The organism is Halosolutus halophilus (assembly GCF_022869805.1).
Classification (GTDB): domain Archaea; phylum Halobacteriota; class Halobacteria; order Halobacteriales; family Natrialbaceae; genus Halosolutus; species Halosolutus halophilus.
This window is the reverse complement of sequence record NZ_CP094974.1, coordinates 4,929,973-4,955,464: the sequence shown is the minus strand read 5'-3', so window position 1 is coordinate 4,955,464 and position 25,492 is coordinate 4,929,973. Positions and strand designations below refer to the sequence as shown.

At 54.7% G+C, this 25,492-nt stretch carries 21 protein-coding genes and 3 pseudogenes; 16 read left to right on the top strand and 8 right to left on the bottom strand.

Annotated features, from left to right (window positions below; all coding sequences use genetic code 11):
* The first annotated feature begins 359 nt into the window (after positions 1-359).
* Together MUG98_RS24630 and MUG98_RS24625 are read left to right on the top strand one after the other, a co-directional pair.
* Complete coding sequence (locus MUG98_RS24630; RefSeq protein ID WP_265110032.1) at positions 360-524, top strand: hypothetical protein; 165 nt, start codon at positions 360-362, stop codon at positions 522-524.
* Positions 525-1,512: 988 nt separating this feature from the next.
* Positions 1,513-2,085, top strand: coding sequence for a helix-hairpin-helix domain-containing protein (locus MUG98_RS24625; protein WP_265110031.1), 573 nt, complete (start codon positions 1,513-1,515; stop codon positions 2,083-2,085).
* Between the two features lie 634 nt (positions 2,086-2,719).
* Here MUG98_RS24625 and MUG98_RS24620 read toward each other — a convergent pair.
* Positions 2,720-3,280: a hypothetical protein gene (locus tag MUG98_RS24620; protein ID WP_265110030.1), complete on the bottom strand. Its 561-nt coding sequence runs from the start codon at positions 3,278-3,280 to the stop codon at positions 2,720-2,722.
* Between the two features lie 455 nt (positions 3,281-3,735).
* Between MUG98_RS24620 and MUG98_RS24615 the strand changes: the two genes are divergently transcribed.
* Both MUG98_RS24615 and MUG98_RS24610 read left to right on the top strand, forming a co-directional pair.
* A complete protein-coding gene (locus tag MUG98_RS24615; protein ID WP_265110029.1) occupies positions 3,736-4,122 on the top strand; it encodes a hypothetical protein in 387 nt (128 codons plus the stop codon).
* Positions 4,123-4,283: 161 nt separating this feature from the next.
* Positions 4,284-5,144: pseudogene (locus MUG98_RS24610) on the top strand (IS5 family transposase).
* Positions 5,145-6,014: 870 nt separating this feature from the next.
* Here MUG98_RS24610 and MUG98_RS24605 read toward each other — a convergent pair.
* Positions 6,015-6,542 carry a hypothetical protein gene (locus tag MUG98_RS24605; RefSeq protein ID WP_265110028.1) on the bottom strand — a complete coding sequence of 176 codons (528 nt, stop codon included), beginning with the start codon at positions 6,540-6,542 and terminating at the stop codon, positions 6,015-6,017.
* Between the two features lie 1,524 nt (positions 6,543-8,066).
* Between MUG98_RS24605 and MUG98_RS24600 the strand changes: the two genes are divergently transcribed.
* Both MUG98_RS24600 and MUG98_RS24595 read left to right on the top strand, forming a co-directional pair.
* Positions 8,067-8,945: a CPBP family intramembrane glutamic endopeptidase gene (locus MUG98_RS24600; protein WP_265110027.1), complete on the top strand. Its 879-nt coding sequence runs from the start codon at positions 8,067-8,069 to the stop codon at positions 8,943-8,945.
* Positions 8,946-9,379: 434 nt separating this feature from the next.
* A pseudogene (locus MUG98_RS24595) lies at positions 9,380-9,481 on the top strand (IS5/IS1182 family transposase); the annotation flags it as partial.
* 727 nt (positions 9,482-10,208) lie between these two features.
* Here MUG98_RS24595 and MUG98_RS24590 read toward each other — a convergent pair.
* The gene (locus MUG98_RS24590; protein WP_265110026.1) at positions 10,209-10,475 is read right to left on the bottom strand and encodes a hypothetical protein; all 267 of its coding nucleotides are present in this window, start codon (positions 10,473-10,475) and stop codon (positions 10,209-10,211) included.
* A 2,253-nt stretch (positions 10,476-12,728) separates the two neighbouring features.
* On the opposite strand from MUG98_RS24590, the gene MUG98_RS24585 reads away from it, so the two are divergent.
* On the top strand, positions 12,729-13,892 hold the full coding sequence (locus MUG98_RS24585) for an outer membrane protein assembly factor BamB family protein (protein WP_265110025.1): 1,164 nt from the start codon (positions 12,729-12,731) through the stop codon (positions 13,890-13,892).
* Positions 13,893-13,980: 88 nt separating this feature from the next.
* Positions 13,981-14,427: a DUF7979 domain-containing protein gene (locus tag MUG98_RS24580; protein WP_265110024.1), complete on the top strand. Its 447-nt coding sequence runs from the start codon at positions 13,981-13,983 to the stop codon at positions 14,425-14,427.
* A gap of 372 nt (positions 14,428-14,799) precedes the next feature.
* On the opposite strand, the gene MUG98_RS24575 is transcribed toward MUG98_RS24580, so the two are convergent.
* Positions 14,800-15,213 carry a hypothetical protein gene (locus MUG98_RS24575; RefSeq protein WP_265110023.1) on the bottom strand — a complete coding sequence of 138 codons (414 nt, stop codon included), beginning with the start codon at positions 15,211-15,213 and terminating at the stop codon, positions 14,800-14,802.
* A 303-nt stretch (positions 15,214-15,516) separates the two neighbouring features.
* On the opposite strand from MUG98_RS24575, the gene MUG98_RS24570 reads away from it, so the two are divergent.
* From MUG98_RS24570 to MUG98_RS24540, 7 genes and pseudogenes are all read left to right on the top strand, one after another.
* Positions 15,517-15,753: a hypothetical protein gene (locus MUG98_RS24570; protein WP_265110022.1), complete on the top strand. Its 237-nt coding sequence runs from the start codon at positions 15,517-15,519 to the stop codon at positions 15,751-15,753.
* Between the two features lie 270 nt (positions 15,754-16,023).
* Positions 16,024-16,557 carry a hypothetical protein gene (locus tag MUG98_RS24565; protein WP_265110021.1) on the top strand — a complete coding sequence of 178 codons (534 nt, stop codon included), beginning with the start codon at positions 16,024-16,026 and terminating at the stop codon, positions 16,555-16,557.
* 888 nt (positions 16,558-17,445) lie between these two features.
* Positions 17,446-17,652 (top strand): Sp36 family protein, encoded by a 207-nt coding sequence (gene sp36, locus MUG98_RS24560; protein ID WP_265110020.1) that lies wholly within the window; start codon positions 17,446-17,448, stop codon positions 17,650-17,652.
* Positions 17,649-18,665, top strand: a complete 1,017-nt coding sequence (locus MUG98_RS24555; RefSeq protein ID WP_265108195.1) for a DUF7972 family membrane protein — start codon at positions 17,649-17,651, stop codon at positions 18,663-18,665. The genes sp36 and MUG98_RS24555 overlap by 4 nt, the downstream gene beginning before the upstream one ends.
* A 436-nt stretch (positions 18,666-19,101) precedes the next feature.
* The gene (locus tag MUG98_RS24550) at positions 19,102-19,623 is read left to right on the top strand and encodes a hypothetical protein (protein WP_265110019.1); all 522 of its coding nucleotides are present in this window, start codon (positions 19,102-19,104) and stop codon (positions 19,621-19,623) included.
* Between the two features lie 16 nt (positions 19,624-19,639).
* Positions 19,640-19,792: pseudogene (locus MUG98_RS24545) on the top strand (IS5/IS1182 family transposase); the annotation flags it as partial.
* Between the two features lie 229 nt (positions 19,793-20,021).
* Positions 20,022-20,615 (top strand): hypothetical protein, encoded by a 594-nt coding sequence (locus MUG98_RS24540; protein ID WP_265110018.1) that lies wholly within the window; start codon positions 20,022-20,024, stop codon positions 20,613-20,615.
* Positions 20,616-20,803: 188 nt separating this feature from the next.
* Here MUG98_RS24540 and MUG98_RS24535 read toward each other — a convergent pair whose 3' ends face one another.
* The 3 genes from MUG98_RS24535 to MUG98_RS24530 form a co-directional block, all read right to left on the bottom strand.
* Positions 20,804-22,087: an outer membrane protein assembly factor BamB family protein gene (locus tag MUG98_RS24535; protein ID WP_265110017.1), complete on the bottom strand. Its 1,284-nt coding sequence runs from the start codon at positions 22,085-22,087 to the stop codon at positions 20,804-20,806.
* A 280-nt stretch (positions 22,088-22,367) separates the two neighbouring features.
* On the bottom strand, positions 22,368-22,574 hold the full coding sequence (locus tag MUG98_RS25615; protein WP_425601069.1) for a hypothetical protein: 207 nt from the start codon (positions 22,572-22,574) through the stop codon (positions 22,368-22,370).
* A 374-nt stretch (positions 22,575-22,948) separates the two neighbouring features.
* Positions 22,949-23,629, bottom strand: a complete 681-nt coding sequence (locus MUG98_RS24530) for a hypothetical protein (RefSeq protein ID WP_265110016.1) — start codon at positions 23,627-23,629, stop codon at positions 22,949-22,951.
* 468 nt (positions 23,630-24,097) lie between these two features.
* On the opposite strand from MUG98_RS24530, the gene MUG98_RS24525 reads away from it, so the two are divergent.
* Positions 24,098-24,334 carry a hypothetical protein gene (locus MUG98_RS24525; protein ID WP_265110015.1) on the top strand — a complete coding sequence of 79 codons (237 nt, stop codon included), beginning with the start codon at positions 24,098-24,100 and terminating at the stop codon, positions 24,332-24,334.
* A gap of 30 nt (positions 24,335-24,364) precedes the next feature.
* Here the strand turns inward: MUG98_RS24525 and MUG98_RS24520 are convergent, their stop codons facing one another.
* Positions 24,365-25,459, bottom strand: coding sequence for a hypothetical protein (locus tag MUG98_RS24520; protein WP_265110014.1), 1,095 nt, complete (start codon positions 25,457-25,459; stop codon positions 24,365-24,367).
* Positions 25,460-25,492: the final 33 nt, after the last annotated feature.

The window sequence follows — 25,492 nt, the reverse complement described above, 5'->3', positions numbered from 1 at the left end:
GACTTCGGAGGAACCAGCTCGTGACGAGTATGCGAAGCGCTATGTAGCTACTAATTCGGCAGAACGCACCTGAAGCAACCGTGGATGGAGTGCTGGTACGAGTGCTCCAGCGGTGGCCGTGAGTCGATGACGGCTGGTGGCACAGGAATACGAGAGGCACAACAGCTACACAGATTTGGCGATCCCCGGCTTCGGTTGGGATTCCAGGATGGGGATCCTGCGAGGGCAAGTGCATCTACTGTTGGCCGGTAGCTAGTTTCGAACACAGATCTAGAACACCACATACGAAACGACGTCCCCGGGCTCGCCTTTTGAACCCTGATGGATAGATTGTAGCTAGTTCGGAGCGTGATACAGGTATGTTCGACGACACCTACAGCAACGGCATCATCCGGTCAGAGGGGTATCTGACGGCGGACCAGCCGCACCATCCACCAGTCGATCGCGACGCCGAGATTCACGCGTTTCGTCATGGCGGACACCTCCGGATCGGCCGGTTCGTCTGGCAGTTTGCCGGTGGCTGATCGGTGGTTATACCTCTAGTGGGCCTGAACAGTTTTATAATCGCGTGGCTACGGCGGGGTGATGACACGCAACCCGCCTTGTGGTCTTGGATGGGCATGTGGCTAACTCCTGGAGGATGCCCGAAAGCCAGCGGGAGAAGCCCTGTGGAGTGCGCTGGCCGGGAGTTGAACCCGGGCTATGAGCTTGGGAAAGGGGTTGTGTCAGACGTACGAAATTTCGTGTCACCCACCCGCCAAATCGTCATCGTTCCTGCATCTTTTCACACGTGATTATCTCTCGATCGCCTCTCCGTACTGCATTCTCTTTCGTTGGCGTTCCGGATTTCCTCGCTACGTAATACTATCCAGAATATTATAAAGGCCCGGACCGTGAGCTTCGAGCTTATTTTGGTAAGGTGAATTCACTCAGCACGTAGATTCCGTTGAGTAGTGAACCGACCAATGGAGCTATCACGAACCCTGAATGTTCGATACAAAAAATTAGTCAGGATATGTAGTATCCACTACCAACATCAATAATGATTAAATTACCAATCCGATTTTTCGATATACGACGAGCAGATTCGAAATGAGGGGAAAGAGATCGACTTCCTCAACTGGCCATTTCTTCATTATGCGTTGAAAATAACCGTACAACGGCATGAATCGATAAACTATTCTGACAGAAGATAGTATGGGACGGAAGAAGTTAGCTGTCTCGTTACCGGGTGGCCGCTATCAACTATCGTTAGACGGGGCAGCAGTGGATTTACTGTGTGATGCGCTCGGGTACACCACCGACGACTTCGTGCCGGAACCGTTCGTTCCGATTCTCGTCGCAACCGGTGATGCGTGGTTCCCTCGACAGCGCAACCTCAGAAGCATCGTGGAGGATCTCCCGGTTGACGGATCGGTAACCGAACGAGAGGCGCTCGTCGAATATCTCAGGACAGTTCGGATAAGTCCGCGAAACGAGACACTCGTCAAATCGGTGGTCGCCGAGTCTCCTGTGGCCGACACGATCGATCCGGAGGAACTGCGAGTCAACGAACTGCCACCGATACCGGAGGGAATCGATCTGGGAGGCGAATCGAGAGCGGAGACGGGAACTCGAGAGTTGGACGACGAGGGAACTGAGACGACATCGCCGGATCCGTCTCACGCTGCATCACCTCGCAGTGAGGAGACGAGCGACCGGTCGGTCGACGAGACAGATCTCTGTACCATTCCTGGGATCGGTCCTCACCGCGCTGAAAAACTTCTGGGCTATGGATACGCGAGCGTCGAGCAAATCGCGGATTCGCGACCATCAGACATCGGCGAAGCGACCGGAATCGGCGAACAGTTGGCGACGGTCGCCGTCGAAGGAGCGCGAGAAATCGTCGGATACGAGCAGTCAACGGCATCCCGCCTGGCTTCCGAAACGGGCGTCGAGGAGGACGAATTCGATGCGGCACTGGCTGCGCTGGCCGCGTCTGGTGTTCCACCCTCGGAGGCATCGCCGGTGCTCCGGGTGCTTTACGGTCCATCTATCGTCGAGATCGAGTCTGTCACGGGACAGCAGGCGTACACTGCTCACTAAACGTGCGTATTGATCGCTCGGGAGCCTTCCAGATACAGTCGCCTTTCAAAGAACCGTGCGAGATACAGGGCGCGAATGCGGTACGAGATTCGACTCGATTTGCGAAGATGATAAACGCTCAATCTAGGTGAAAAACAACTCGCTCAGTACTGGTAAAAGATCTTTCAGCAGCGTTCTTCTACGAAGGTCTGGTTTCCTTCTTGGGGAGATCTTTCCGCTCTGAAAAGTAATAGAGTATCACGGCAAATCCACCTGCGGGGACTATTACCCCCAACCAATACATTTCTGGATTTTTAAGGTTGAGTCGCTTTGCATCAAAATACATTAAAATAGCTATAGGATGTTGGATAACGAGCGCACCCAATAACAGTACGACCAAACGGGACATAGTTAATGATCTGACACACTATGGCTTAGCTTTGTTGAAACCCTCAGTAGATGACAAGAGGTGTCTGCTGAATAGAGAGAGTGGATGCAGTAATCCGACCTCATTTGTTCCAAGGGGTCTGTGCTGAATTTGCTGATCAGTAGTCCCGCGAACTACCTACGGGAATCGGTTCGCCATCTACGCTGATGAACACCTCATCTAGCGGACGTGGCTTCCCACAAGGTACAGAACCGCGCCGAAACGGTCCTACATGATCGCCAAGACACCAACTGTCCAGGCCGGAAGCGTAAGCAGTACGAGGGCACTGATAAGTGGACGGTCACGCAGAGACGCCGCCGCGGCGTACAATCCGGCGAAGACGACGGTCCTTCCGAGATAGAGTAACATTTGCCACTGAGTGAATTCGGAGCCACCGGACACCAGACTGGTTGAGATCCGGACGTCGCTCAGTACTAAGGGTGCGAAAAAGAACATGAAGAAATACGCAGCGGCTATCGCGCACGCCCCCCAGAGTACGACGAGACCGATTTCCAAGGCACTCGCTGCAGGTCGGTTCCGCACGTACGCGAGGGCACCGACCACGAAGGGCATTAACCCGACGATTGGTTGCAGTGGTTCCAACAACGCTCGCAGCAGGTCGATCCTTAGCGCTATCGTCGTCCAGTAGGCCCACTCCAGGGCCAGTCCGAACCCGACGATGCCGACCAGCAAGCCGATAAACGTCCGCCTGTCCAGGTTGATGATCGACGAACGAATCTCTCGAGCCAGGTCGGCGACCGATGAAAGAACCTCCGAAATTGTGAACATACTGACTTATAATCTCATGATAATAAGTACTTTCTGAGTCTGGCACCTCCCAGATAGATAGGTTATCTCGCCGTCACATACTTGCCCTGTACTGGCCATTGGACCCTTCCTGAGTGGACGACGATCAATACTACATTCGCGCTATCTATTCAGCAGAAGTTCTGTGAACTACCGAAACGCTGTCAAGTAGTGCCTGCGAGATACAGAGGATAGATTCAGCATACCGATTTCGTTTGTCCCGGACACTCTGTGCTGCATCAGCCGGTCAGTAGAGCGGTATACAGGGCGCGAAAGACATCTTGGATTGACGGCCGTTCGAAACCGAATTCGATCGCTCAGTATAGCGGCGATAATTAGCGGATTGGGCCCCGTTTGTTTTGCATGTGAGACCGTACTGATACGACCAGAAAATCTGTACACCGGACAGTATAGTGACTGGGAGCGTGAAAGTTTATATGAGTGATGACGATACTGTAGGTACGATGGAAAATTCAACAAAATTTATTCTGTGCTGTCTCGGCGCTACCTTCCTCACGTTTACAACAATCGTTGTGGGAGTCGTTTCTTATCCCCTCATCGGTGGCGTTGCTGCCGTAGTGTTAGCTTGTGGTGCAGTTCTAACGACTTCATCGAGTCAGCGCATCGTCGTAGGAACGATCGGCGCATTCGCCGTAATCATGGCTGGGGCCGTTGTCCCGTTAGGTTTGGAGGAAGTAGCAATGCGATGGAACCTGAGCGAGGGCTTATTCGTCTCACTTCTTCTGGCTGGTTCAGTGGCTACGCTCGGAGTTTCTCTCGAGGCTATTCGAAGACGGATGACTGATGTCGAATCGATCCAGTAGCCTCCTGTATTGACCGCTCACCGTTCACCTCAACTGAATAGTTGACCTGCTGAACACACGCTCTGGGCCTTGTTTAGACGGTTAACTTCAGGAAGCGTTGCGCTCATGAAGTTAGTATCGACGTGCTAGTAGCTCCGAGGAAATACCAAATCTACTAGGAAGTGAAGCGGAACGAGTTGGGTGTACAAACCAAGATAGCCCGCTTCACGGAGACAGTCGTATCGCTTGTCCAAAAAGCCGTCGCTGGTGATCCCGAACCAGCCTATCAACCGGGCAAGGACGGGGTACGCTGACTGGGTGATTCTGGCCATTCAAGGACTGAAAGAGTATCTCGGACACGCCCACAGGAAGCTGCTAGATGTACTCGAAGAAATGCCGAGAGTTGCGAAACTGCCTGGGTTGACGGTTGAGACGTTACGCACTTCTCGACGGTTTGCACACGAAAACAAGACATCCCAATGAAGCGGTGGCGAGCAATTTTTGATTCTTCTATTGAATTGTATGATCTTGGTGATGTCCAAGCGATCGATGTAACTGGCGTCGATCGCGTCCAGGCCAGTCAACATTACGCAAAGCGGACGGATTACACGATTGAAGCGGTCAAAACGTCGCTGCTCGTCGATTGCGAAACCAGTGCAATCCTCGACATACACTGCTCGATGAAACAACCGCACGACACACGGATCGGCTGGCAAGTACTCGTGCGGAATCTCGACGAATTGAGCACTGTCGTGGCCGATAACGGATATGACTGGGAAGCTCTTCGTGAAAAACTACGTGCAGAAGGTATCACTCCGCGGATTCCGACGAGAGAGAAAGATCTGATGGGACGAGACAGGAACCTGTTACTCGATGAACGAACGTATCACCTTCGCTCGAACGCTGAATCAGTGTTTTTCGCTCTGCGTCATCGGTACGGTGATACGTTGTGGTCGAGGACGTGGTTCGGTCAGTTCCGTGAACTTGTCATGAAATCGGCGGTGCGCAACATCGAACGCGCTATTGAGGGCCCTACCCGATGAATGCAAGCGTCTGAACAACGCCCAGAGGATGAGTTCACCACGACGGCTTCGTTTGTTTCACTCTGAAACCGGTGTACCATCCGCTCAGTAGACCTGCGAATATTGCCCAATATACGTCTGCGGAGTATGATAAACAAACTTTTAACACATTCGCATCCACGCCGATATATGGATGCAATAAAACAGGCTTTTCTCGGAGTTCAAACGACATTGATCGGCATCTGGATATTGGTTTTCTCTATACCCACACAAAATGCGAATGGATTCTGGCTCAGTGTCATCTTCCTGCTTATCGGAACAATTGTTGTCGGTTCAGCGCTCTCATCCAGCGATTCATCCTGAGGCTGTACTGAGCGACGTGTGCTTCGCCTGTACCAACCGTTCATCACCCTTGATAAATTGTCCTTCGGCTTGTGCTACATTCGCGCTATCTATCTTGCAGAGATTCAACGAATTACCGAGTCGCTGTCAAAATCGGTGTGCGAGATACAGAGGATGAATTCCGCACCCAGGGTGATGTTCTATTCACGCATTCGCGGCAGAGATACTCTCTCGAGAGAGCTGGTACGTGTTGCGCCAGCGTCCGCGTGGGCAATGCGGGGCAGTTCCTCCGCTTTGCGACCGAAGACCGAAGAGTCGACGAGACCGACGTTCTCAACCGCATAGACCCACTGAGGAGTGGCGGTGGCGAGGCCATGATGACGGCACGACGGGTGGACGACCCGACACGCAAGTTCTGGGGCCGACTCACGGCCGTCAGATCCGCATACTGTTTGTTCGTCACGCCAGAGCGATTCCGCTTCAGTTCGTCCGTGATCCGTTATTCCACCCGATCTATCTCACGGTCGAGAAACCAGTCGTAGTGGCGGTTCAACTGGTGGCATTCACCGGACTCGGCAGCGGGTAGAGGTCGGCTGTGGTGTCGTCGCGCGTCGCGTCGACGAGTACGCGGTCGTTCACCGTCACGACAACCCGCTCGTAGTCGATCGGGAGCGAGACGCCCATCTCGAACCGCGTGCGGAACCGCTCGCAGTCGAGTGACTTCTCGGCCGTGTGCTCGACCGTCCGGAAGGCGAGTTCGTACTCGCCGTTCGCCCGGGGGATCACCTCGGCAGTCACCTCAGTACCCGCATCGTGGACGACGGTGGCGTTAAGCGTCACCGCGTACGACCTGCCCGCGGCCACTTCGTGGACCCAGCCAGCGTTCGGAGTCGCGCTGCCGTTGTAACAGCTCGGACCCGCCGAGGAGATCGAGGTCGGCGGGTTCTCGGGGTCGGGAGCCGACTCTCCTGGTCTCTCGGCGAGGCCGGAGGACCCGGCCAGGATGACGGCACCCGCGAGGACGCCCGCGAGAAACACCATCGCGATCGAGAGCCTACGGAGGGAGATCCCGTTCATGACGCTCTATTGTTATTTGTTACTCTTCATTGTTATTTATTACTTTTCATAAAACTTCGCACGCGATCGGCGGATCCAGCGATCGTCGCCGAACCGACCCGGATATCGCCCCCCGTGCTCGTGGTCGAACCGAGTGACTCCTCTCGGCACTCGGCGCGATCGGCGATCGACGTCCGGGATAGAGAGAACGTGTGTGAGGTGACCATCCGGCACTATCAGGAGGCCAGTTACCCACCGTTTGCCGCCTCGATAGAAGAGCGTGATGAGGCAGACGTCTGGCCCTCAAGTCTGGCGAAGTAAAGCGGGCGGTGTTCCATCCAGCGGAGGAGTGTTAGGTGGTGCGCCTCTCCAACCGTAGGATATTGTCTGATATGTCTTCTCACTGAACAAGGACTCAACTGGCTCTATTGAACTTCTTATCAACTGATAATACCGCCCTGCGGGATACAGAGGCTGTCTCCATCACAACAATTTCGGTCGGCCCTCGCCAGAAACCTCGAATCACCCCGTCAGTAACCCTGCGAATCTACCTTCGTATGACGAAACAGCCGAATTTTGAGTGAGAAACCGACCGACTTTTGAAAGCCGTGTCGGTTGTGGCATATGTGCCCTCTGAGAAGACGTGTCCGGACTGTCAGGAACCGTTGGAGCAAATGGAGCTGCAAGGAACTGACGCCCTTGGAACGATCTCTATCGTCTCGCCGGCCTCAGACGACGGGTTTCTTAGCAGCATTCGGGCAGATGAAATCCTCACACCAGTTCCGTACGTCTGTCCAAAGTGTCGGCGGACTCTCGTGTATGCGGAATAGTAACCGAGAACCGGACTCGAAACGCCCACGAGCAACATCGTACGATATAACGAATTGTGGCCCATTTGCTGCGGTGTCCTGCCACTACGTGATTAGTGGCTGTTCTGTAGGTAACACCGAGGCTGGGAAGGTCGTGTGACCGATACGCGTTGTGAGTTCAGCAGGGATAGTCAAAAATAATCGACTTCTGTCAGGAGTGGCGTGACCGACTCAGAGCATGCGTTCAGCACGACGGTTTTATTTGTTTCATCCCAAAGTTGATGAATCAAATATTCAGTAGATCTGCGCACTGAACGCCTTACTAGACTACTGGCTTGCTTTATCGGCATGGATAGACCAAAGGATATGTACACCGGGATGTTGGTGGTCAAGATGTTCCAGGAGTAGTGCTCCTGTTTCGAATTCGACGTTACAGATGTTACAGTAATACTGATGGTGTGGCCATGGCACGGTCTCTTTCTGAAGATCACCGAGAGCGCGTCGCGTTGAGGACGCCACAGGTGGCGCGAGATGCCAGCGCCGTGGACGAAGACGACGAGCGAGTGCGGGGAGAGCATTGTCTGCCGACACTTCTCTGAGGGACCCCAAAGCGTTCACTGTCGTCCGATGACCCGATGTGCGGATTATTTGTGTGTGAGTGTTAGATCCCACTCTACTGATGATTTGGGGCGTGAACGAGTCTGTGCGGGTACGAAAAGTTATCACATTTATCGCATTGGCGTTCGGCATCTCGTGGTCGGGGGCTCTTTTGGTTGCAATCGCGAAAATCGACCTGGCGTCCATTCAGGGGATTGTACTCGTCGTCGTTCTGTACATGTGGGCCCCTGCGATAGCTGCACTCATCACTCAATTGCGGACCGGGGCGTCAATCCGTGTTGGATGCGGCCTCTTCAGAGGACGGCTTCGGTGGGTTGGACTCGCCTGGCTGACACCGGTCGCCCTCCTCGTACTGACGATCGGTATCGGTGCACTATTCCCAGACGTGACGATCACCACGGATTACGCTGCGTTCCTTCGTGGCCTCGGCCTCCCGGAGTCACAGATCGAAGAGTCACTCGCAGTCCTTGCGGAGGTGCCAGTTCCCACGCCCGTGTTCTTCGTCCTCCAGGGGCTCCTTGGTGGACTGACAATCAATGCTGTTGCGGCCCTCGGAGAAGAGCTGGGCTGGCGAGGGCTCCTCCTACGGGAACTTTCGCCGCTCGGATTCTGGCGAGTATCCCTTCTCACGGGAGTTGTCTGGGGTATCTGGCACGCACCGCTCATCGTCCAGGGCCATAACTTCCCGGATGCGCCGTATCTGGGTATCCTGGTGATGACGGGCTGGACTGTTGCTGCCACGCCGGTGTTCACGTACCTGACGGTCCGTGCAGAGTCCGTGTTCGCTCCCACGCTCCTACACGGGTCCTTCAATGCGGTCGCCTCTCTCTCGCTGGTATATCTCACGGGTGCAGGTGCACTGTTCGTGGGCCCGGTCGGCATCGCTGGCATCGGTGCCGGATTATTTGCGACCGCTGCCTGTGTGGTCCACGACCGGTACATCGCTGGGAGACCGCTGACGACAGGTGGAGCGCTCCCGACGTGGGAAGCCCGGTAAATCAACGTCATTGTACAACACGACTCATACGAACTCGCTCTCCCTCGAGAGACCGCTACGAGAAAACCCGAGGAAAGAGCAATCCCATCGTGTGAGCGGATGCGTTATCGGATCCTCACACGTCGTTGTAATCGTGCCGTCCATCTATTGCTCTTCATTCCACAATGGTTGTTCTCACATGCATACCGACTCGCCAAGGGGGTCGCGGAAGAACCTCTTCATTCCATAATAGTTGTTCTCAAATCAATTGTTCACATCGAATACACTCTGTTACCTGAACCTCGGTCGCTGTAATACCGCATGGTTGAGCCAGTTCTGGAGTTCCGGGTAGTCATCGACGATTGGTTTCGACTGTCTATTTTCTCATCTGTACGGATCGGTTCCTTCGTATTCGGATCTGACACCCCCTGAAAGAGATCGATTGAAGGCACGATCGGTTCGGCGAGACGTTGCGGGCTAGAACGTGGTTTGACCAGTTCAGAGGACTCATCCTAAAGGCCGCCGTCAGAAACATCGCGCAAGCCATGAGGCTCTAACACTACTGATCTCATGCGTCTAAACAAGCCCGAAAGCGCATGTTCAGCAGAGCCGAGTCTCAATTAGGAGTAGCGGCGATCGCTCAGTGTGGGTGAAGGACGCACCACCAGAAGGTAGTTCCATAAGAAGCGGAAGAACTGTATATCCAATGACAGATTCGGCACTCATCTGGATAGGACTCATCGTGATTGTAGGCGGCGTATCTACGTCCATTTCATCCGGACATACGCGGCTATCGGTGAACTCGACTACAGGGCGTTTGCAGTCATGTTTCTGTGCTGTGCGGGTTTTCTCGAACTCGGGATGGCCAACGGCTATCTTCCCGTCACAAGGACACATACCGTTGTTAGCGGACTCTCTCCAGTTGTTGCTCTTGTGCTTGTCGTCGTCGCAGTCCGAAAACGAGACACAGGATGGTCTGTGCTGAGGTGCGGCCCACAATAGCTGCGCAGAGCTACTGAACGACTGGTCCATTGGATTTAGCATGAAACGAACAGAGTCGCTGTGCTGAACTCGTCCTCTGTCTCTCGCAGGCACCACTTGACAGCGTTTCGGTAGTTCACAGAGCTTCTGCTGAATAGAACGCGCACCTGAGGCACAGTGACCGCCCCAGCGAAACGCGCGACGGATCGATACGGATGGACATCTACTGGAACGATCGGTATAGAGAGGACCGAATTACCGTCTCCCCCGGCGTCAGTTCGACGTCGTTACCTCCAGCGTGTTTTAATACAGATGGTCATCGAACAGTCCAGGCACGACGAGTGCGACAGTCAGGATGAGGACGGCAACGACCAGCAACACGGCAGGCCCCATCTGTGGGTCAGCGCCCACGGCCCGTGCTGCTCCTCTAGCGACGGGGTCTGTTTCCGTCTCGATTCCCTGGCCAGCGACACCGGTTGCACCGACGCCTATACCTGCGGTGATGACGGCCGGCGGGCCACCTGCTTTCGCGGCTCGACGTATCCTGTGAGAGTCGCCCTGTCCAGGCATGTGGCTTACTGATAGATGCAGTCGGTATAAGCATTCCCAAGACTCTGAACGTTCCCGACAAGATACCCTCGTCGCCGCTACTGGCAGTACAGATCGAGGGACCCTGTTGAACCCCCTCTCTAACCGATATGCTTCAGCAGTCGTGCTGCACAGAGGGCGCGAATGCGGTAGGAACTGATGATCGATCAGGTGGGTCGGAGATCGATCAGTACAGATCGTTCACTTTGCAAACGCTCGTCCGAAATGTATATTCGAGATAGCTGATTAAGCAATTTATGAAGCGCCGCTCGGTTCTTGCTGCTTCTGGTTGTGCTCTCCTGTCGTTATCTGGTTGCGTCGCTGAACCCGGTACGAATGGAGGGTTGTTAGAAATACTTGATGTACAGAAGCCTTCCGGGGCAACAGTTACGCCAGCAAGCGATGAGCGGATTCGTTCTGTAGAACCAATCCAAACCGCACTTGATCGGGCAAGTGCGAACGGAACTGCCGATCTACGGTTGGACCAATCTGAATTTGATGCTACCGCAACTGCACTCACCCCGTTGCCATGGTACGAACGGAAAGGGGACTCTCCCTCGGGAATCTATCTTCGTCACGAAGACGAAATCTTCGTTGCGTCACTGTGGTCCTATTGTGCTGATTCAGTTCTTGGAAGTGGAGAAAGCGAGCGCGGCGTCTACGGTCGTGGTGGTTGTCTGGATCCAGAGGATCGCCCAGGAAATCCTTGATCGATACGCATGGGTAGTAAGTAGACGGGTCACCGGTTTCGGCGTGAAACAAATGAAGTCGTTGTGCTGACCTCATGCTCTGAGTCGGTCACGCCACTCCTGACAGAAGCCGAGTAGTTCGAACAACCTGTGCTGAACTCACAGCGCGTGTCGCGCACACCGTCGATGTCGGAAATGGCGTGTCGCAGTAACGCAAACTTCACTGGTAAGTCGGGTACTTGCTCGCGAAGTCGAACGTTCTGATCTCCGACGACCCCGACCAGCTGGATCGTGTATCCACCTCGTGTACAGAGAGCCGATCGCCGAGATTTGCGACGGTCGCTGTATCCCCCAGTTGAGCGCTATTGAATCCGTCCCGACTCACCCGTTTCAGACTGTATCCAGAACCACCCAATGCAGTCCCAGAGACGCCGAGCCTGTAGGTTACGTCGCTGAAGTCAGCGTTTAGACGGCTATCTAAACTTTGATTCACGGTGATCGTTCTCGGCGACTGGACTGCGTCCTCAGCGTAGGATGACGCGCACGAGATGTTGATCTCGTCTCCCGGTGGTAACACTGACAACAAAATGCGACCGTGTCGCTGTCGTCCGTTAGACTCCCACGAAACGTCGATATATTTCCGTTTGACCTCGCCGGTCACAGAGATGTGTTCGACCCCGAGCCAACCGAGTCCACCAATCGCTGCGAGACCGCCACCACCAAGAAGAAAAGTCCGTCTTGAGGGCATATGGTGAAGTCGCTTGTCGAAGCCTAAAAGCACACGGTTCGTCTGGAGAGACGCGGCAGGCTCTCCGATTATCTCCTCGCTTCTTGCCCAACGGAGTAGCCGCTACGTAGTATAACGCTCTGCTGTACACATCCTCTCGGCCTTGTTTAGACGCGAGTGAGAGCGGTGCTGTGGCTCGATGCTGATCTGCTATCCGATACCTCGTCGAGAGTTTTGACCCTCGATCGAGGCGATGGTGTCCCTCCAACCTCAACAAAACGGCTGTAGAAACGAAATTGTAGAGATTAGTTCCTCGATGGCGATTCCATTTCCAGCCCCTTCGTGTCTACTCTCGGTCTGCGGCTGTCGTTACCCTCGAATTTTCGCGTCTAAACACGGCCCACCCTCTGTATTCAGCAGACGAGATCAGAACTGACGAGGCGTTGGCAAGAGCGGCGTGCTGAATTGAGAGGATCTATACAGTACTCGGTCATCGTTGATTTTCATAACGTTACTAGTGATCCAAGCTCTCAGTAGCTGTGTGTATAGAATACCGATCAGAGCCTGTTTCAGAAATCTGGCAACCTCAACTGAAGTAGCAATAAGTTAATACTTATCTTAGGTGATCTAGGTAATATGGTTGATCCAATCAGTGGGGCAGCGGTCGGTGGAGCAGAAAACACAGATCATCATCGGTCGAACCTATCGAGGGCCCCCTCAGTCAACCCTCCCCCACCACCGTCTACTCCTACGCAATCCGACACGTCACTATTCGATTCGTCTCAGCGTCGTTCGTCGCGTCGAGCGGTTCTCGCAGGCGTGGGAACCGCGACGGCGAGTGTGCTCGCCGGGTGTAGCGTCCTTGGCGACGGAGAGGACGCCGCGACGTTCTACGACGATAACTGGCACCAGTACGGCAACAGCTCGAAGAATACGAACCGCGTCGCTGGCGACGCGCCAAAGCCGGACGAGCATGAATATCTCACCTCGGTCGGCTGGACGTACGCTCCGCCGGTCATTCGTGACGGTGTCGCCTACTTCACCACCGAACGGCGAGTCGTCGCAGTCGCACCCGACGGCAGAAAGCGGTGGTCACGGAACCTCGATGTAGAGGTTTCCGGAGCGCCGGCCCTCAACCCGGATCGTGGTCGTCTCTATGTTCCGACGCGAGTCGTTCCGACGACCACCGGGCCGGATCCAGCACCGGCGTCCGTGACCGTGCTCTCGATCGCAGACGGCGAGGTCATCGGCGCGCCCCGCATCGGTGACGACCGAACGTACGGTGTCTCCATCTTCGACGGCAACGTGTATGCCCGGAGTGCAACCACGTGTGTCAGGCTCGCACCTGACGGCACCGAACGCTGGCGGCGCCCGCTTGACCCACTTATTTACGATGAGTACAACCTCGGCGATGACACTGCGACGCAGGTCGCACCCGCCGTCACCGAGAACGGCGTTTACGTTCCCGACCGGAACGCGCTCGTGATGCTCGACCGCGAGACCGGGAAGGAACGCTGGCGCGTTTCCGTCGATACACCGTACGCCGCCTCGGTTGTCGACGATGGCGGGGTCATCCAAGCAGGTTGGCAGGAGACCATCGCGGTCAACCACTCGGGCGGTGTCCGCTGGCGGCGAGACCTCCACAGTATCGCTGCCGCTGCGGCATCCGACGGGGATGTCTACGTTGCCGCAGGTGACCTCTACGAGCTTGAGGCAGCGTCCGGCGAGACAAACTGGCAGGCCCACGTCTCGGAAAATGGAACGGCTGCACCTGTCGTAACGGACGACGCCGTGTTCCTCCCGATGGGTAACGTCGTGGCGTACCGCAGGGATGCAGGTGGAGCCTTCGGCCCGGATCGCAAGCGGTGGCAGACCTCGTCGGTCAATGCGTCCGCATATTCGTCGCTCGTGATGGCGGCCGGTCACATATTCGCCGCTGGGCCTCGTAGCCTGTTAGCACTCGGATCCGGAGCGGACGGCTGAGGATGGCGAAGGACTCGTTCTGGTACCTAGCGGTGTAGTCCGTCTTCAAACAGGAATCACCTATTTCATTAATTAAATTTTTATACCAATGGAGGCGAACTATGCCACCATCGTCGTGACCATCCTCGTCGTCGTGGGCCTCGGCGTCGGAGCGATAGGACTACTGGAACTGTCCCAGCCGCCCTGTCAGGAGGGATACTACGTTTCCATCCACCACGACGACGGTGTAGAATCGTCCGAAGACGTCGTAGCGTACGACGACCTGCCGGACGACGCCCAGCGAGTGTTCCGGTCGGCACTCCACGCCAGCCGATCCGAATCGGGCGACGACGTCGTCCTCCATCCCACGGATCACCCGGGAACGTTCTCGGAGTCTCTCACGTACGTACGCTACCGCGGTGATACCTATCGCCTCGCCACCACGAACAAGTGGTACGGATGCCCGCCGAACTACGGACCTGAACTACTTCTCGGAGGGCTGTGCGGACTACTGGCCGGTGCAACCGTCTCCGCGTACGGCCGGTTTTCGGCGTGACCCTTCGATCGCGAGGGCACTGTCTGGTCGAGCACCTCCTCGGCTGACGTCCGTCCGTCGAGAGACCGATCCGGTCGATCGTGGTTGTAACCTCTGTATCTCGCACACCGTTCTTGACAAATACTGGGTGATTCTTCCGACCGATCGATATGTGAGTCCCCTGTACTGAGCGATCACTGTCTTCGCAACTTAAGCTAGACTTCGTGCGGCATTCGCGCTCTCTATTCAGCAACGGCTCCGCGATCTGCCCGAACACTGTCACAAATAGCGTGCTGACTACAGAGAATGAGTCCAGTATGACGGCTTCGTTGTTTCACGCCGAATTCAATAAACCAACCATTCAGTAAATCTGCAAACTCGGTGGTAGGAAACTCACTCACACTCAAGCTGTGGCGCTCTCGAAATTCGATTGTCCCAAAAGAAGTGCTGATAATAGAAATATAAGTAGAGGCAAAATCTGTCGTCAGGACTCCCCAAATCATCAAACTCGAAGGTCTCTTGATATTCACCAACCTCCCCATGGAATGCTACGGGATAGGCACCTTCTGGTGGGTCGATAAATACAACCTCCTCGGTATCAGCCTCAACTGTCTGTGATTGCCAATCTAACACTCCCTCTTCGATTTCGAGGGCGACGTTGAATGTCCGAGATCGACTATCCCTATTGTAGATTATTACACCAACTTCTCGAACGGAAGCCTTTGCTCCGAGAATATCTAAACATCCGGAAAGTGCGGACAAGGAAACGCATCCACTGGAGAGCAGAACGTCTCGTCGGGAGGGCATTCGTTGTCTGTTTGGTTGATGTATACTCAACTGTTACGAACCAGATGCCACCTGTATTATACGATCACTATTCCACGTTGAGCGGCCGCTGGCTCATGCTACATCCGCGCCCTGTATCTTGCACAGGTCGTTCTATCTATGCGATCTCTGCCAGAAACCGCCTGTAAGATTTAGCGAATGAGTTCAGCACAACAGCCTCGTTTGTTTCACTTTGGAGTCAGTGGACTACCCATTCAATAGACCTGCGAACTGACCACCGGACGTTTCGAACGTTTTTTGTAAACTTGCCACAAAAAAGAATGTATGGTCCCCCTTCAGTTCGGATTTCCCGGTGGTATCGAACTACTGGTCTTCTTCGGATTTTTTCTGGTCGTTCCTGTCGTACTCGGCTTCGTTCTGGCCTACTGGGTGTACACCGATGCAGATGGACGTGGGGACGAGAACGCTGCACTGTGGGCGCTCGCCGTTGGTGTATTACTGATAACGACGTTCTTTGGCGGGTTACTAGCGTTCGCGGTCTACATCTGGCAACGCGAGTGATACGTTGACTGTCTGTACTGAGCGATCACCACCGTCGCAAATCGAGCCGGATCTCGTGCGACATTTGCGCCCTGAGTTCAGCACACACTACACAAATTACCCGATTCTTGTCAGAAAAGACGTGACCGACTCAGAGGATGCATCTCACAAGGAGACCTCGTTTATTCCGTCTCACCGGTACTGAACTAACCGCGAAATAGCGCGTGCGAGCGTATTAGTGTCCAGCCATTAATCTCAAGATATTTGTTACTTGGGTATGGATTGATACAGATGCCTTCCAGACGACAAATTCTTGGCGTCGTTGGAACCGCCTTTGCCAGTGGCTTGGCTGGTTGTACAACTTTTCAGACTACCTCCGGGGTGGTCGAACGTAAAAAAATCACGGTCGGTGTACCGAGAACTTCAGGCACACCCGTTGACGTATCTGTCGCGTTGCTCACGTACGAATTCGACCAGAGACTGGTATCGGGCGAGCACGCAGACATTCTCCGGGAGGTTGTCAAGGACGGTTCAATGTCCGTCTCCAATACGGTACACGATCGATTGACCCAGCAGTTTGCGTACGTCCACTACTATACGAATATCGTTCCAATGGATGGTTCACAACCCACCAACGGATTCCTCCCCCGGACAGCCTTCAATACCCTCTCGATTGGAGGGACCGCCGTCGTCGAACCCACCATGAAACCCTTTGATTCCTATCTCCGACTCAACAAAACGTCGCCTCTTGACCAGCCTCCCCGAGAGGTCAGGGTTTCCCAGTACAGCTGGGAAGACCGTATTGATGGAATTATTTGGCGGTGACAGATAGGCCCAGGTCCTGTACTGAGCGATTTGAATCCGTTGCTGTACGGCAGAGTCGCTGGCCGATACGCGCCCTCGGCCGTGTTTAGACGCGGAAACAATCGGCTCTCACACGTTGTTATCTACATACAAAACTGGACTGTGAGGTGGTCACTACCGTATTCTGGTTAGACGAAAGGACTCCTGATTCGTCCATTCAGGGGCGTCTAAACAAGGCCCGCGCCCTCTATTCAGCAGCGTCTATACGAACTGCCAGATCACTGTTAAGAGCGGCGTGCTGAATACAGAGGATGAGTTCAGCCCGATAATCTCGTTTATTTCACATCCGATCTAATGAACCATCCGTTCTGTAGATACGCGTATCTAACGCTGGCACTTCTCTCAGCTATCGGTGATGTTGGCAGAATCATGCTGAATACAAAGCGCGTATCGGTCACCAAGTTTTCGTGATTACCTCTTGTAGGAATGCTCCAAACGGTGGGTGGACACGATGCGATTCAGTCGCCGGACAGGTGCTTCCCACGAGCGAGGACATACATAAGTACGATCCCCGCACCGACGGCGAGGATAAATTGCCCGATCACTGCCAGTATCGCAGCTGGACCCTGAGCACCGAGCAAGAATACGAGAGTGAACGGGACGAGACTGACGAGCGCGAACGCACCGATGAGTTTGCGGTGCGGGACTGCTTCGTATCGAATCCAAGACTATCGTCGCAACGGCCCGGCGGCGTGAGGGAGTGCTCGCCATCCATTGTCCGCTTCGATGTCCGAGTGCTTGCGCGTTGTACTGCTGGGCGTCCAAGCAGACCATATTCCGTATCAGGAATGGTTCCACTACCTCGGTGGTGGAGCGGGGTATAGAGGGCTGCAGTACCTACTAGTAGTGATGTCCGAATCAGAAGTGATCCGCTGGGAGTACGAGACGCTTCGCCCACCGCGCGATGAGAGCCAAAAAGAAGCAGAGGATCCGAATGCAGAGTTGAATCAACTCGGTGCAGAGGGCTGGGAGTTTGTGGAGACGATCGACTACGAGGGAGGCGGCACCAAGTACCTCGTTTTCAAGCGACCTGCCCAATCGAGTGAGCCAGTATGACTGACGAGACCGACATCAGTACGGCCAACACGATGCGTGAGCGCTCAGGCGAGAGTCGGATTAAACTCTGGTTGCTGCTGCGCGCGAACCGCCTTCTCGTCTCCAGCGTCCTGATCAGTGCCGTGTTCGTCGCATTCGTCATCGCCGTCGCTGTCCTCAATCCACCATTTTCACGGCAAATCGAGTCCGGCGACATGATCGACACGATGTTCTCGACGATGATCACGGTCATCGTGACTGGGACGACACTCGTCGTCACGATCGGTCAGCTCGTCCTCACCCAAGAGAACGGCCCGCTCGGCGATCAACGCGAGCGTATGTCCAGTTCAATGGATGTCCGGGACTTTACTGAAGAATTAATCGGGTCTCCGAGTCCTGCCGACCCATCCGAATTCCTCCGCCAGATCATCGGAATCACGGCACAACGGACGACGGCTCTTCGAGAGTCTATTGACAAGAATGATAACGAGAACCTCCGAGAAGAGGTCGAGGAATTCGCTGAAAGCGTCACCGGGAACGCTGACACGGTACGTGACCAACTTGAAGGTGCGCAGTTCGGCTCGTTCGATGTGTTATTCGCCGCACTGAATTTCAATTATAGCTGGAAAATCTTCCAAGTTGAACGTCTCGCGAACGAATACGAAGAGAGCCTCAATGAGGAAGAACACGGCTTGCTTGACGACCTCAAAACAGCGCTGTCTCTGTTTGGTCCGGCGCGCGAACACATCAAGACGCTGTACTTCCAGTGGGCACTCATCGACTTGTCTCAGATGATTCTCTATGCTGCAGTCCCGGCATTGGCCGTTGCGGGTATCATGGTCGGAATCGTCGATGTGGGGACGTTCCCAGGAAGCACACTCGGTCTCGATCACATCATCCTCGTCGTGGGCGGTGCGTTTGCGGTGACGCTCGTTCCATTCATGCTGTTCGTCTCGTACGTCCTTCGCATCCTCACCATAGCAAAACGGACACTTGCCATCGAGCCGCTGATCCTCCGCGAATCACAACGCTAAGATCCGACGCAGAACTCAAACCTCAGACACGGTTGGATGTGGACGCTTCGTGAGGTACTGAGGGTAGTCACTCTCAGAACGGGCGTCGATTGCTCGCGTCCCGCCACAGTTCCAATACCGTCCACCGCGAGGAGATCGACACAGGCACTGTTGAATGCCTTTGGGAAATTCCCCAACCCCATTGCAGCCTCTAACATCGAAAATATAGCCCCGAAACGATTCGTCGCCCCTAATCCACTGGAATGACCGATGGACACTCTGTATCTTGCACGCGCTTTCTGACAGCTACTGGATAGATTGAGCGAGGCATGTTGAATACAGAGCGCGAATGATGCACGACATTTGGCACGATCTGCGAAGACGGTGATCGCTCAGTACAGATGCGAATGTAGCATCAAATGGGCATTAATATAGTTGTTCAATAGTTAGTGTAAATATGCATCGACGGACGCTTTTAGCTGGAATCGGTATCGGTATTCCAGCGGTAGTGGCAGGATGCGCTGGAAACGACGAGAACTCAGATCCCACGGCCGCTGTTGAGAACGACGACACCTCCGGTCCGACCGACGCAGTCGAGAACTATTTTCAGGCGGTCGCAGATGGGGATCGAGAGACTGCAAACCAGTACGCACATCCTGACGGTGATTTCTATCTCACGGCCGACCGTTCGATTTCCGAAATGCAGGACCTCCAAATCACGGAGACAGAAATAGTCGAACTCGAAGACGCAGTACAGAGAATGGTTGACGATCCGGAGCACGAATCGGTTGACGAACTCATTGAGGCAGAGCGAACTGGAATCGAGACGCTAAAAGACGAATACGGGTTTGACGCGCATGCGTACGTGCATTACGACGCCAAGCCAGACGATCTATCGCCTTACTCGGACGTGCTCCTCTTTAAAAGCGAGGACCAATGGCTCATTTGGGCAGTACCTGCAATGGTAGCACACTACTGACGAATACATCTTCTGTGAAGACGTCTATCACCGTCGCTCGATTGTTAAAGCAATCTTCTTCGCATTGACACATCGGTTCGGCGAGACGTTACAAGCGAGAACGTGGTTTGGCTGGTTCAGAGAACTCGTCCTAAAAGCCGTCGTCAGAAACGTCAAGCAAGCTGTACAGTTTTGCCACCACAAGTCTCGTGCGTCTAAACAAGCTCCATCCTCTGTATTCAGCACGCCGTTTCTGACAGCAGTTCGGTAGTTCGTTGTGGCTCTGCAAGATACAAGGCGCGACTCTCCCACGAGAGTGGATCGATTTGTGAAGGGGTGATGGCTCTGTGCAGGTGACACAGCTATCGAGACACTGTCCACCAGAAGACCCTTCGCAGATGCTGCTAAAGATCGGTTGAATGAAGCGGCGCGACGTGATCGCCATCGGTGGGCTCAGCGCACTTGGCAGCAGTGGTGCGATCGTCGGCGCGGCCCTGTATGGGTCATCCAGCCTCGATCTCGAACGGACAGACGATGGTACTGTCGTCCGCAAGGATGGTGAACAGATTGATTCCCTTAGCCCCGCTGTTACCCCCGTCGAGGACGACGACGCACTCCTCGGGGTCTCGATCCCTGAGCGAACGACGGAGCAAAAGGTGGCTGTCGAAGTCGTCTGGGCAATACAACGGGACGGGCTCTGGTCAGACGTTACCGTTGAACTCGTGGCGACTGGTGATGTCAGAGCAACGCTCAATCCCGGTATTGCGACCTCCTATAGTTCGACATGGGGTAGATCACCCTCGGAAGCCGAGGGGTCGACGTCTTCCAAGCGCCGATACACGTACCCGCGTGGAACGACAGCGGGGCGCGTCCACTTCCTGCTCACGGTTCTGGATAACACTGATTCTGAGGAGGGGATGGTCGAACTTGAGGCCCGGCTGTCGGCACGCTCACTCAGCGGCACTCGGGTCGAACTCACTGTACCGGCTGAATTGATCTCCAACCTCGGTTAGCAAGCATCTCTACTGAAGGAATGGTTCATTGACTTCGGCGTGAAACAAATGAAGTTGACGTACTGCACTCATCCTCTGTATCTTGCACGCGCTTTCTACCAGTTTCTGAATGGGTTGTGCGAGGCGTGCGAGATACACAGCGCGAATGTGGTACAGATTGAGTGCCGATCTGTGAGGGTAGTGATCGGTCATGATTCCTCTTCGAAGGCTATGATTCCCTCAGTGGTGGCAACGAGACAGAGTCCATCAGCGAGAGATACCGATTGGGCGTAGCCGTCAAGTTCGTGCGTTTCGAGAATCTCTCCACTCGCAAGGTCGACGAGGTGGAACTCATCCATTAAGGGAAGAAACACCGTCTCTCCGCCCACTGCCGCCGAGCGGATACGTACGTCTTCGTCCTCCTCCGGTTCGAATGTCCACCGTTTGTTTCCTGTCGTCGGATCAATCGTATGCAGGCTATCCGACCGATCAGTACCATCCGATTCAATGACCACCAGTATATCATCCGAAGAAACAATCGGTTCGAGTGTGAGCGGAGCGTGCTCCCGTCCGCCTTCGGTGGGAAGTTCTGGATGCGTCTCTGGCGTCACCCACTCCGTTTCACCGGTGGCCGCATTAAGGGCAATCAACATCCCACGGAACGTCCCGAAAAAGAGGCGATCAGTCCCGGCGACGAGGGGATCTCGAACGGCGTCGAACTTCGGATGAAAATACTCAGAAATATCGGTATTCCACTGCTGATCTCCCGTCCCCGCGTCAAGCGCGATGATTTCGCCGTCCCTGCCGGTATCCATTACAATGGTTTCTCCGGCGTGGATAGTACTTGACCTGAGATGATCTGTGAAGCGTTCCCGCCAGCATTCTTCACCGGTACGAGCGTCTATTGCGATCAGATCTGGGGAATCCCGGAAGACGAGTAGCCCTGCATCAAGTACCGGTGCGACGTGTCCGCTGGGTATATCACTAGTCCACTGTTCGCTTCCGTCGGCTGTGGCCCATACCCTCGAGACCGTGTCTCCGTCTTCGCTATCTTGCGGTATCACGAGAGAATCGCCGCCTGCCATGGGCGAGAGTCGCAGTCCCGGCTGTGTCGTGGTGATGGGTTTCGTCCATCGTTCTTCGCCGGTGAACAGATCGTACGAGATAACGAAATCCGGCCGTATTCCCGCGACGAAAACGGAACCGTTGATTGCGATGGGTTGTCCTGGGTCTTGGACGCTGACACTCCATTTCTCGGACAACCCGCTCTCGGGCGCGTGTTCGGACGGGACAGTACGAGTGTTCCCTCCATCGTAGTTGGGGAGGGGCCAGTCAGTCGGCGAGGTATCCAGCGGTGCGGGATTGCAATCGTCATCGGGCAAGAATCCCGACCCGTATGCGTATCCACCGAGTGCACCGCCCCCCACGCAGGAGCCGCAGAGAGCCAGAAGTTGACGCTTCGTAAGAGCGTGACTTTGATCAGTGGAGGGCATAATAGCGAGTTTTCATCAGGGAAATAAAATCCTTTTTACTATAAGGGACACAGGGCTACTGACCGGATGATTCAGCACTAATTCTTGGAAGAGACAAGGGTGGCTTGCTGTATTCATCCTCTCTATTCAGCACGCGACTCCTGTCAACTGAAGGATTCAAGGACACTGAATAGAGAGCGTAAATGTGGCACAAATCGAGAGCCGATCTGCGAAGGGAATTGATCGGCGGGACAGGTAGAGGAAGTATCGAAGACAGTCGATCGCCACTGGAATGGGTGAGTTAGTCTCTGGCTGTCTGATCTTTGCGGGTGAAGTGAAAATATACATGATGGTCATTGGGGCAGTGAACGAGTCGGGTCGTGGTACCTTCGTCTTCGGGCCTTGTGGAATCTGGCTCGGAACTAACCTCAACCTTTGAAATCCCCTGCGGCAGCCCCACTGGCACGGATTCTGAGCAAATCGGACACGTTACTTCCCGAATACCCATAGTGGCTTAGAGTCAACAGAATACTAAAATTCCACTAGCTAAGTCCTTTGATTCTCAGCGGTTGCGGTCCCGACGATCGATCTAAACAGTCGGTACGCACGCGTGGTGAGCGGACGGTTCACCGGTTACGGTATAATTTCGTTGTCGTGCTGGACCCACTCTATATTCAGCAGGCATATTCTGACAATATCTGAGTAGAACGTTCAGTCTCTGCTGAGAATGTAGCATAGATTGATGCCGACTCAGTGAAGCGGCTCAGTACAGGGCACATAGCTCGCCCTTGATCACTGTTGACGACGGACGGTCCCCATCGCTCTGCTACCAGCAACTGCCGCCAGTGGGTCGAATCCCGCTGAAAATGATCACTCGTCCCGCTATTCGAAGGCGGCCACCAACCTCCCTCGATCGAGCGGGTCAGGCGCTCGCGATTCGAACTCATCTACCTCTAACACGGCTGTTCGCTCGGTGATCGACTTCGCGGCTCTCGCCGCGCCGGTTTCGTCGACCGCATATACGACACCCTCGAGCTCCGCGGATGCCGTGCCCTCGCCGCCATCTTCGAAAACCGTCGAGTATATCCCGACTTGTCGAATGAGTACTACGATCGCGATGTCGTCGTACCACTCGTACGCCACGCGCTCTGAAACGTGGTCTGCTATGCTGGTCACGTAGGGGTAGCCCTCCCGGTCACAGAGCACGTCGTGTGTCTCGTACGCCTGATCGAACGCTTCGACGTAGTCGGCGACGTCCTCGCAGGCGAACGACGTCGGTGGCTCCGGATACGGGATCGTCCCTGCGGTCTCGAACGTCTCTACTTCTTTGCGTCCATCGAGGGATCTCGACTCGAATTCGATCGTCTTCGAATCTCGATCACACTCCGGCCGCGTTGCGTCGCCGTCGAAGTGCCCGGCGACTGTATCCGCGTCCGGGGTTCGACTTCCCCCGGATCCGGACGCTCTACAGTCGCCTCGACCATCGCCCAGTACGCCAGCGCAGCCGGCGACGGTGATCGTCGGCGTCGTCCCGACCGCAGCCAGCAGTGTCCGTCTGTCCATTGTTTGAGTACTTTATTGGTTATTTCCTAATGTATTGTGGTGCGTGAAACAGATGTTTTAGTCTACGATAGAAGGTGACCCGCGCTATCGGGCGCTCTCCGTTACTGCATACACCATCTGTATTCAGGCTACTTTTGGGATATTTCGGATAGATCGATAGCCGCTATGCTACCTACTTCCCCTGCACATAGCACGACCGTTAAGTACCTATCAACAACAAAGGGTTTCAACAGGGCCGGTGCATTCATCCGTTCCCGACACTGGTGGAAGTAGTTCCGAGAACTCACCATCGCCTGTATCAGTCACAACGTTGAGCTGAATAGCGTGGGAAATTCAGCCGTTCGTAGCAACGTCGAATGGACGCACTATGCCTACCGCTCAACTTTCGCCTGAAGACGGAGGTATGCGCTATCGGTCTGTATCAAGCTGAGGGTGACGTTTTTCACAGACAGTCTTCTCGTTTAGCACGTGTTGAGAGCGCAGATGAAGAGCTTCAGTGACGTAGAGGTGTGCTCGGCCATCCTTATCGCTGTGGTTGTCAGCGCTACCGTTACGTCCCAAATCGACGTGAGCGGCGTGGTGCTATGGAGTGCGGCTTTCTTTTCGACACTCTTCGCAGCAGCTGCGTTCTTCGCCGGGCTATTGGTTTTGAAACGGTATCAACAGGACATCGAGGGGGAGTTCGAACTCTTCGAGTGCCGATGAGATGAGTTCCGATAGAACCCCAAGACAATTTCAGACCTCGGAAGCGAATCGCTGATACACGTCGAGGCGACGGAGGCCATACTCAATCCCTGCTACGATGAGTATGATGCCCAGGTAGAAGAACCAGCCTCCGAAGTAGAGTGTGTGGGGATCTTCCACATTCGCTGTGAACGCTGCTTGTACGTCGATCAGGATGAACAACGTCAGTAGCGTCGCTGGTGCAATCAGGCGATGCCGTACTAGAAGATAGAGTGGAACCGCCGCGATCACCCACATCCCGACGGCACCGAAAAGATACAACAGCCATTCGAGGCCACCGGAAAGCGTTACCCCGAGCCGAGCAGCGTACCACACCATCACAGCGGCGTGGAGAAGCCCGCCCGCAGCAGCGATAGCAGTCGCTCGTCGTTGTGGTGCAGGAATCGACAGCCACGGAACCGACCCCGGAACTGACGGAGGGTACGTCCACGTATTTCGAACCGCGTATTCGACGAGCCCGAGAAACAAGAAACCGACCGTCCAGACCGAGGCGTTGACCATGTAGCGGACGATATAGAGCCCGTTCTCAACGACGGTGATGCCGGTCGGTTCGGCGAGCCCTTCGAGCTCGGCGACGTCACGAAACGTCGGCCCAGGAGGCGTAAGCTCCACCCCAAGGACGTAGGCCGTCGTAAGGGTGAGAGCAATCAGAGGTGTAATGAGGCGAAATCGGACAGCGAGCCAAACAGGAACTGCCGCTACGACGACCAGACCACCATATCGCCACAGGAGACTGACGGGCGAATACTCCGATGGTCCAATCGAATACCCGAGGCTCACAGCGACGACGAGCAGACCTACCGCATGGACGAAACCGATGGCGAGACTGAAAAAACGGCTCGTCTGGAGGGCATACGTTTTACTATGGGTTCTTCCAGCTTCTTTGTTCTCCCGAAATATATCAGAGAGATGGTGAATCGCTCGGTGCGCTCCAGTCAATCGTCGTGAAGACGGGCAGTCAGCCGACGCTTTCCGCCCTCGTTGACGACCATTCGGAGTCCCCGACGTGTATGCGAGTTTCCCAATCGCAGTAACAATGAGAGCCCACGGAACGTACAGCACCGTGAGTGATCTAATCACGTTCATCACCAGATTCCCTTATGTGATCCGCTCTAAATA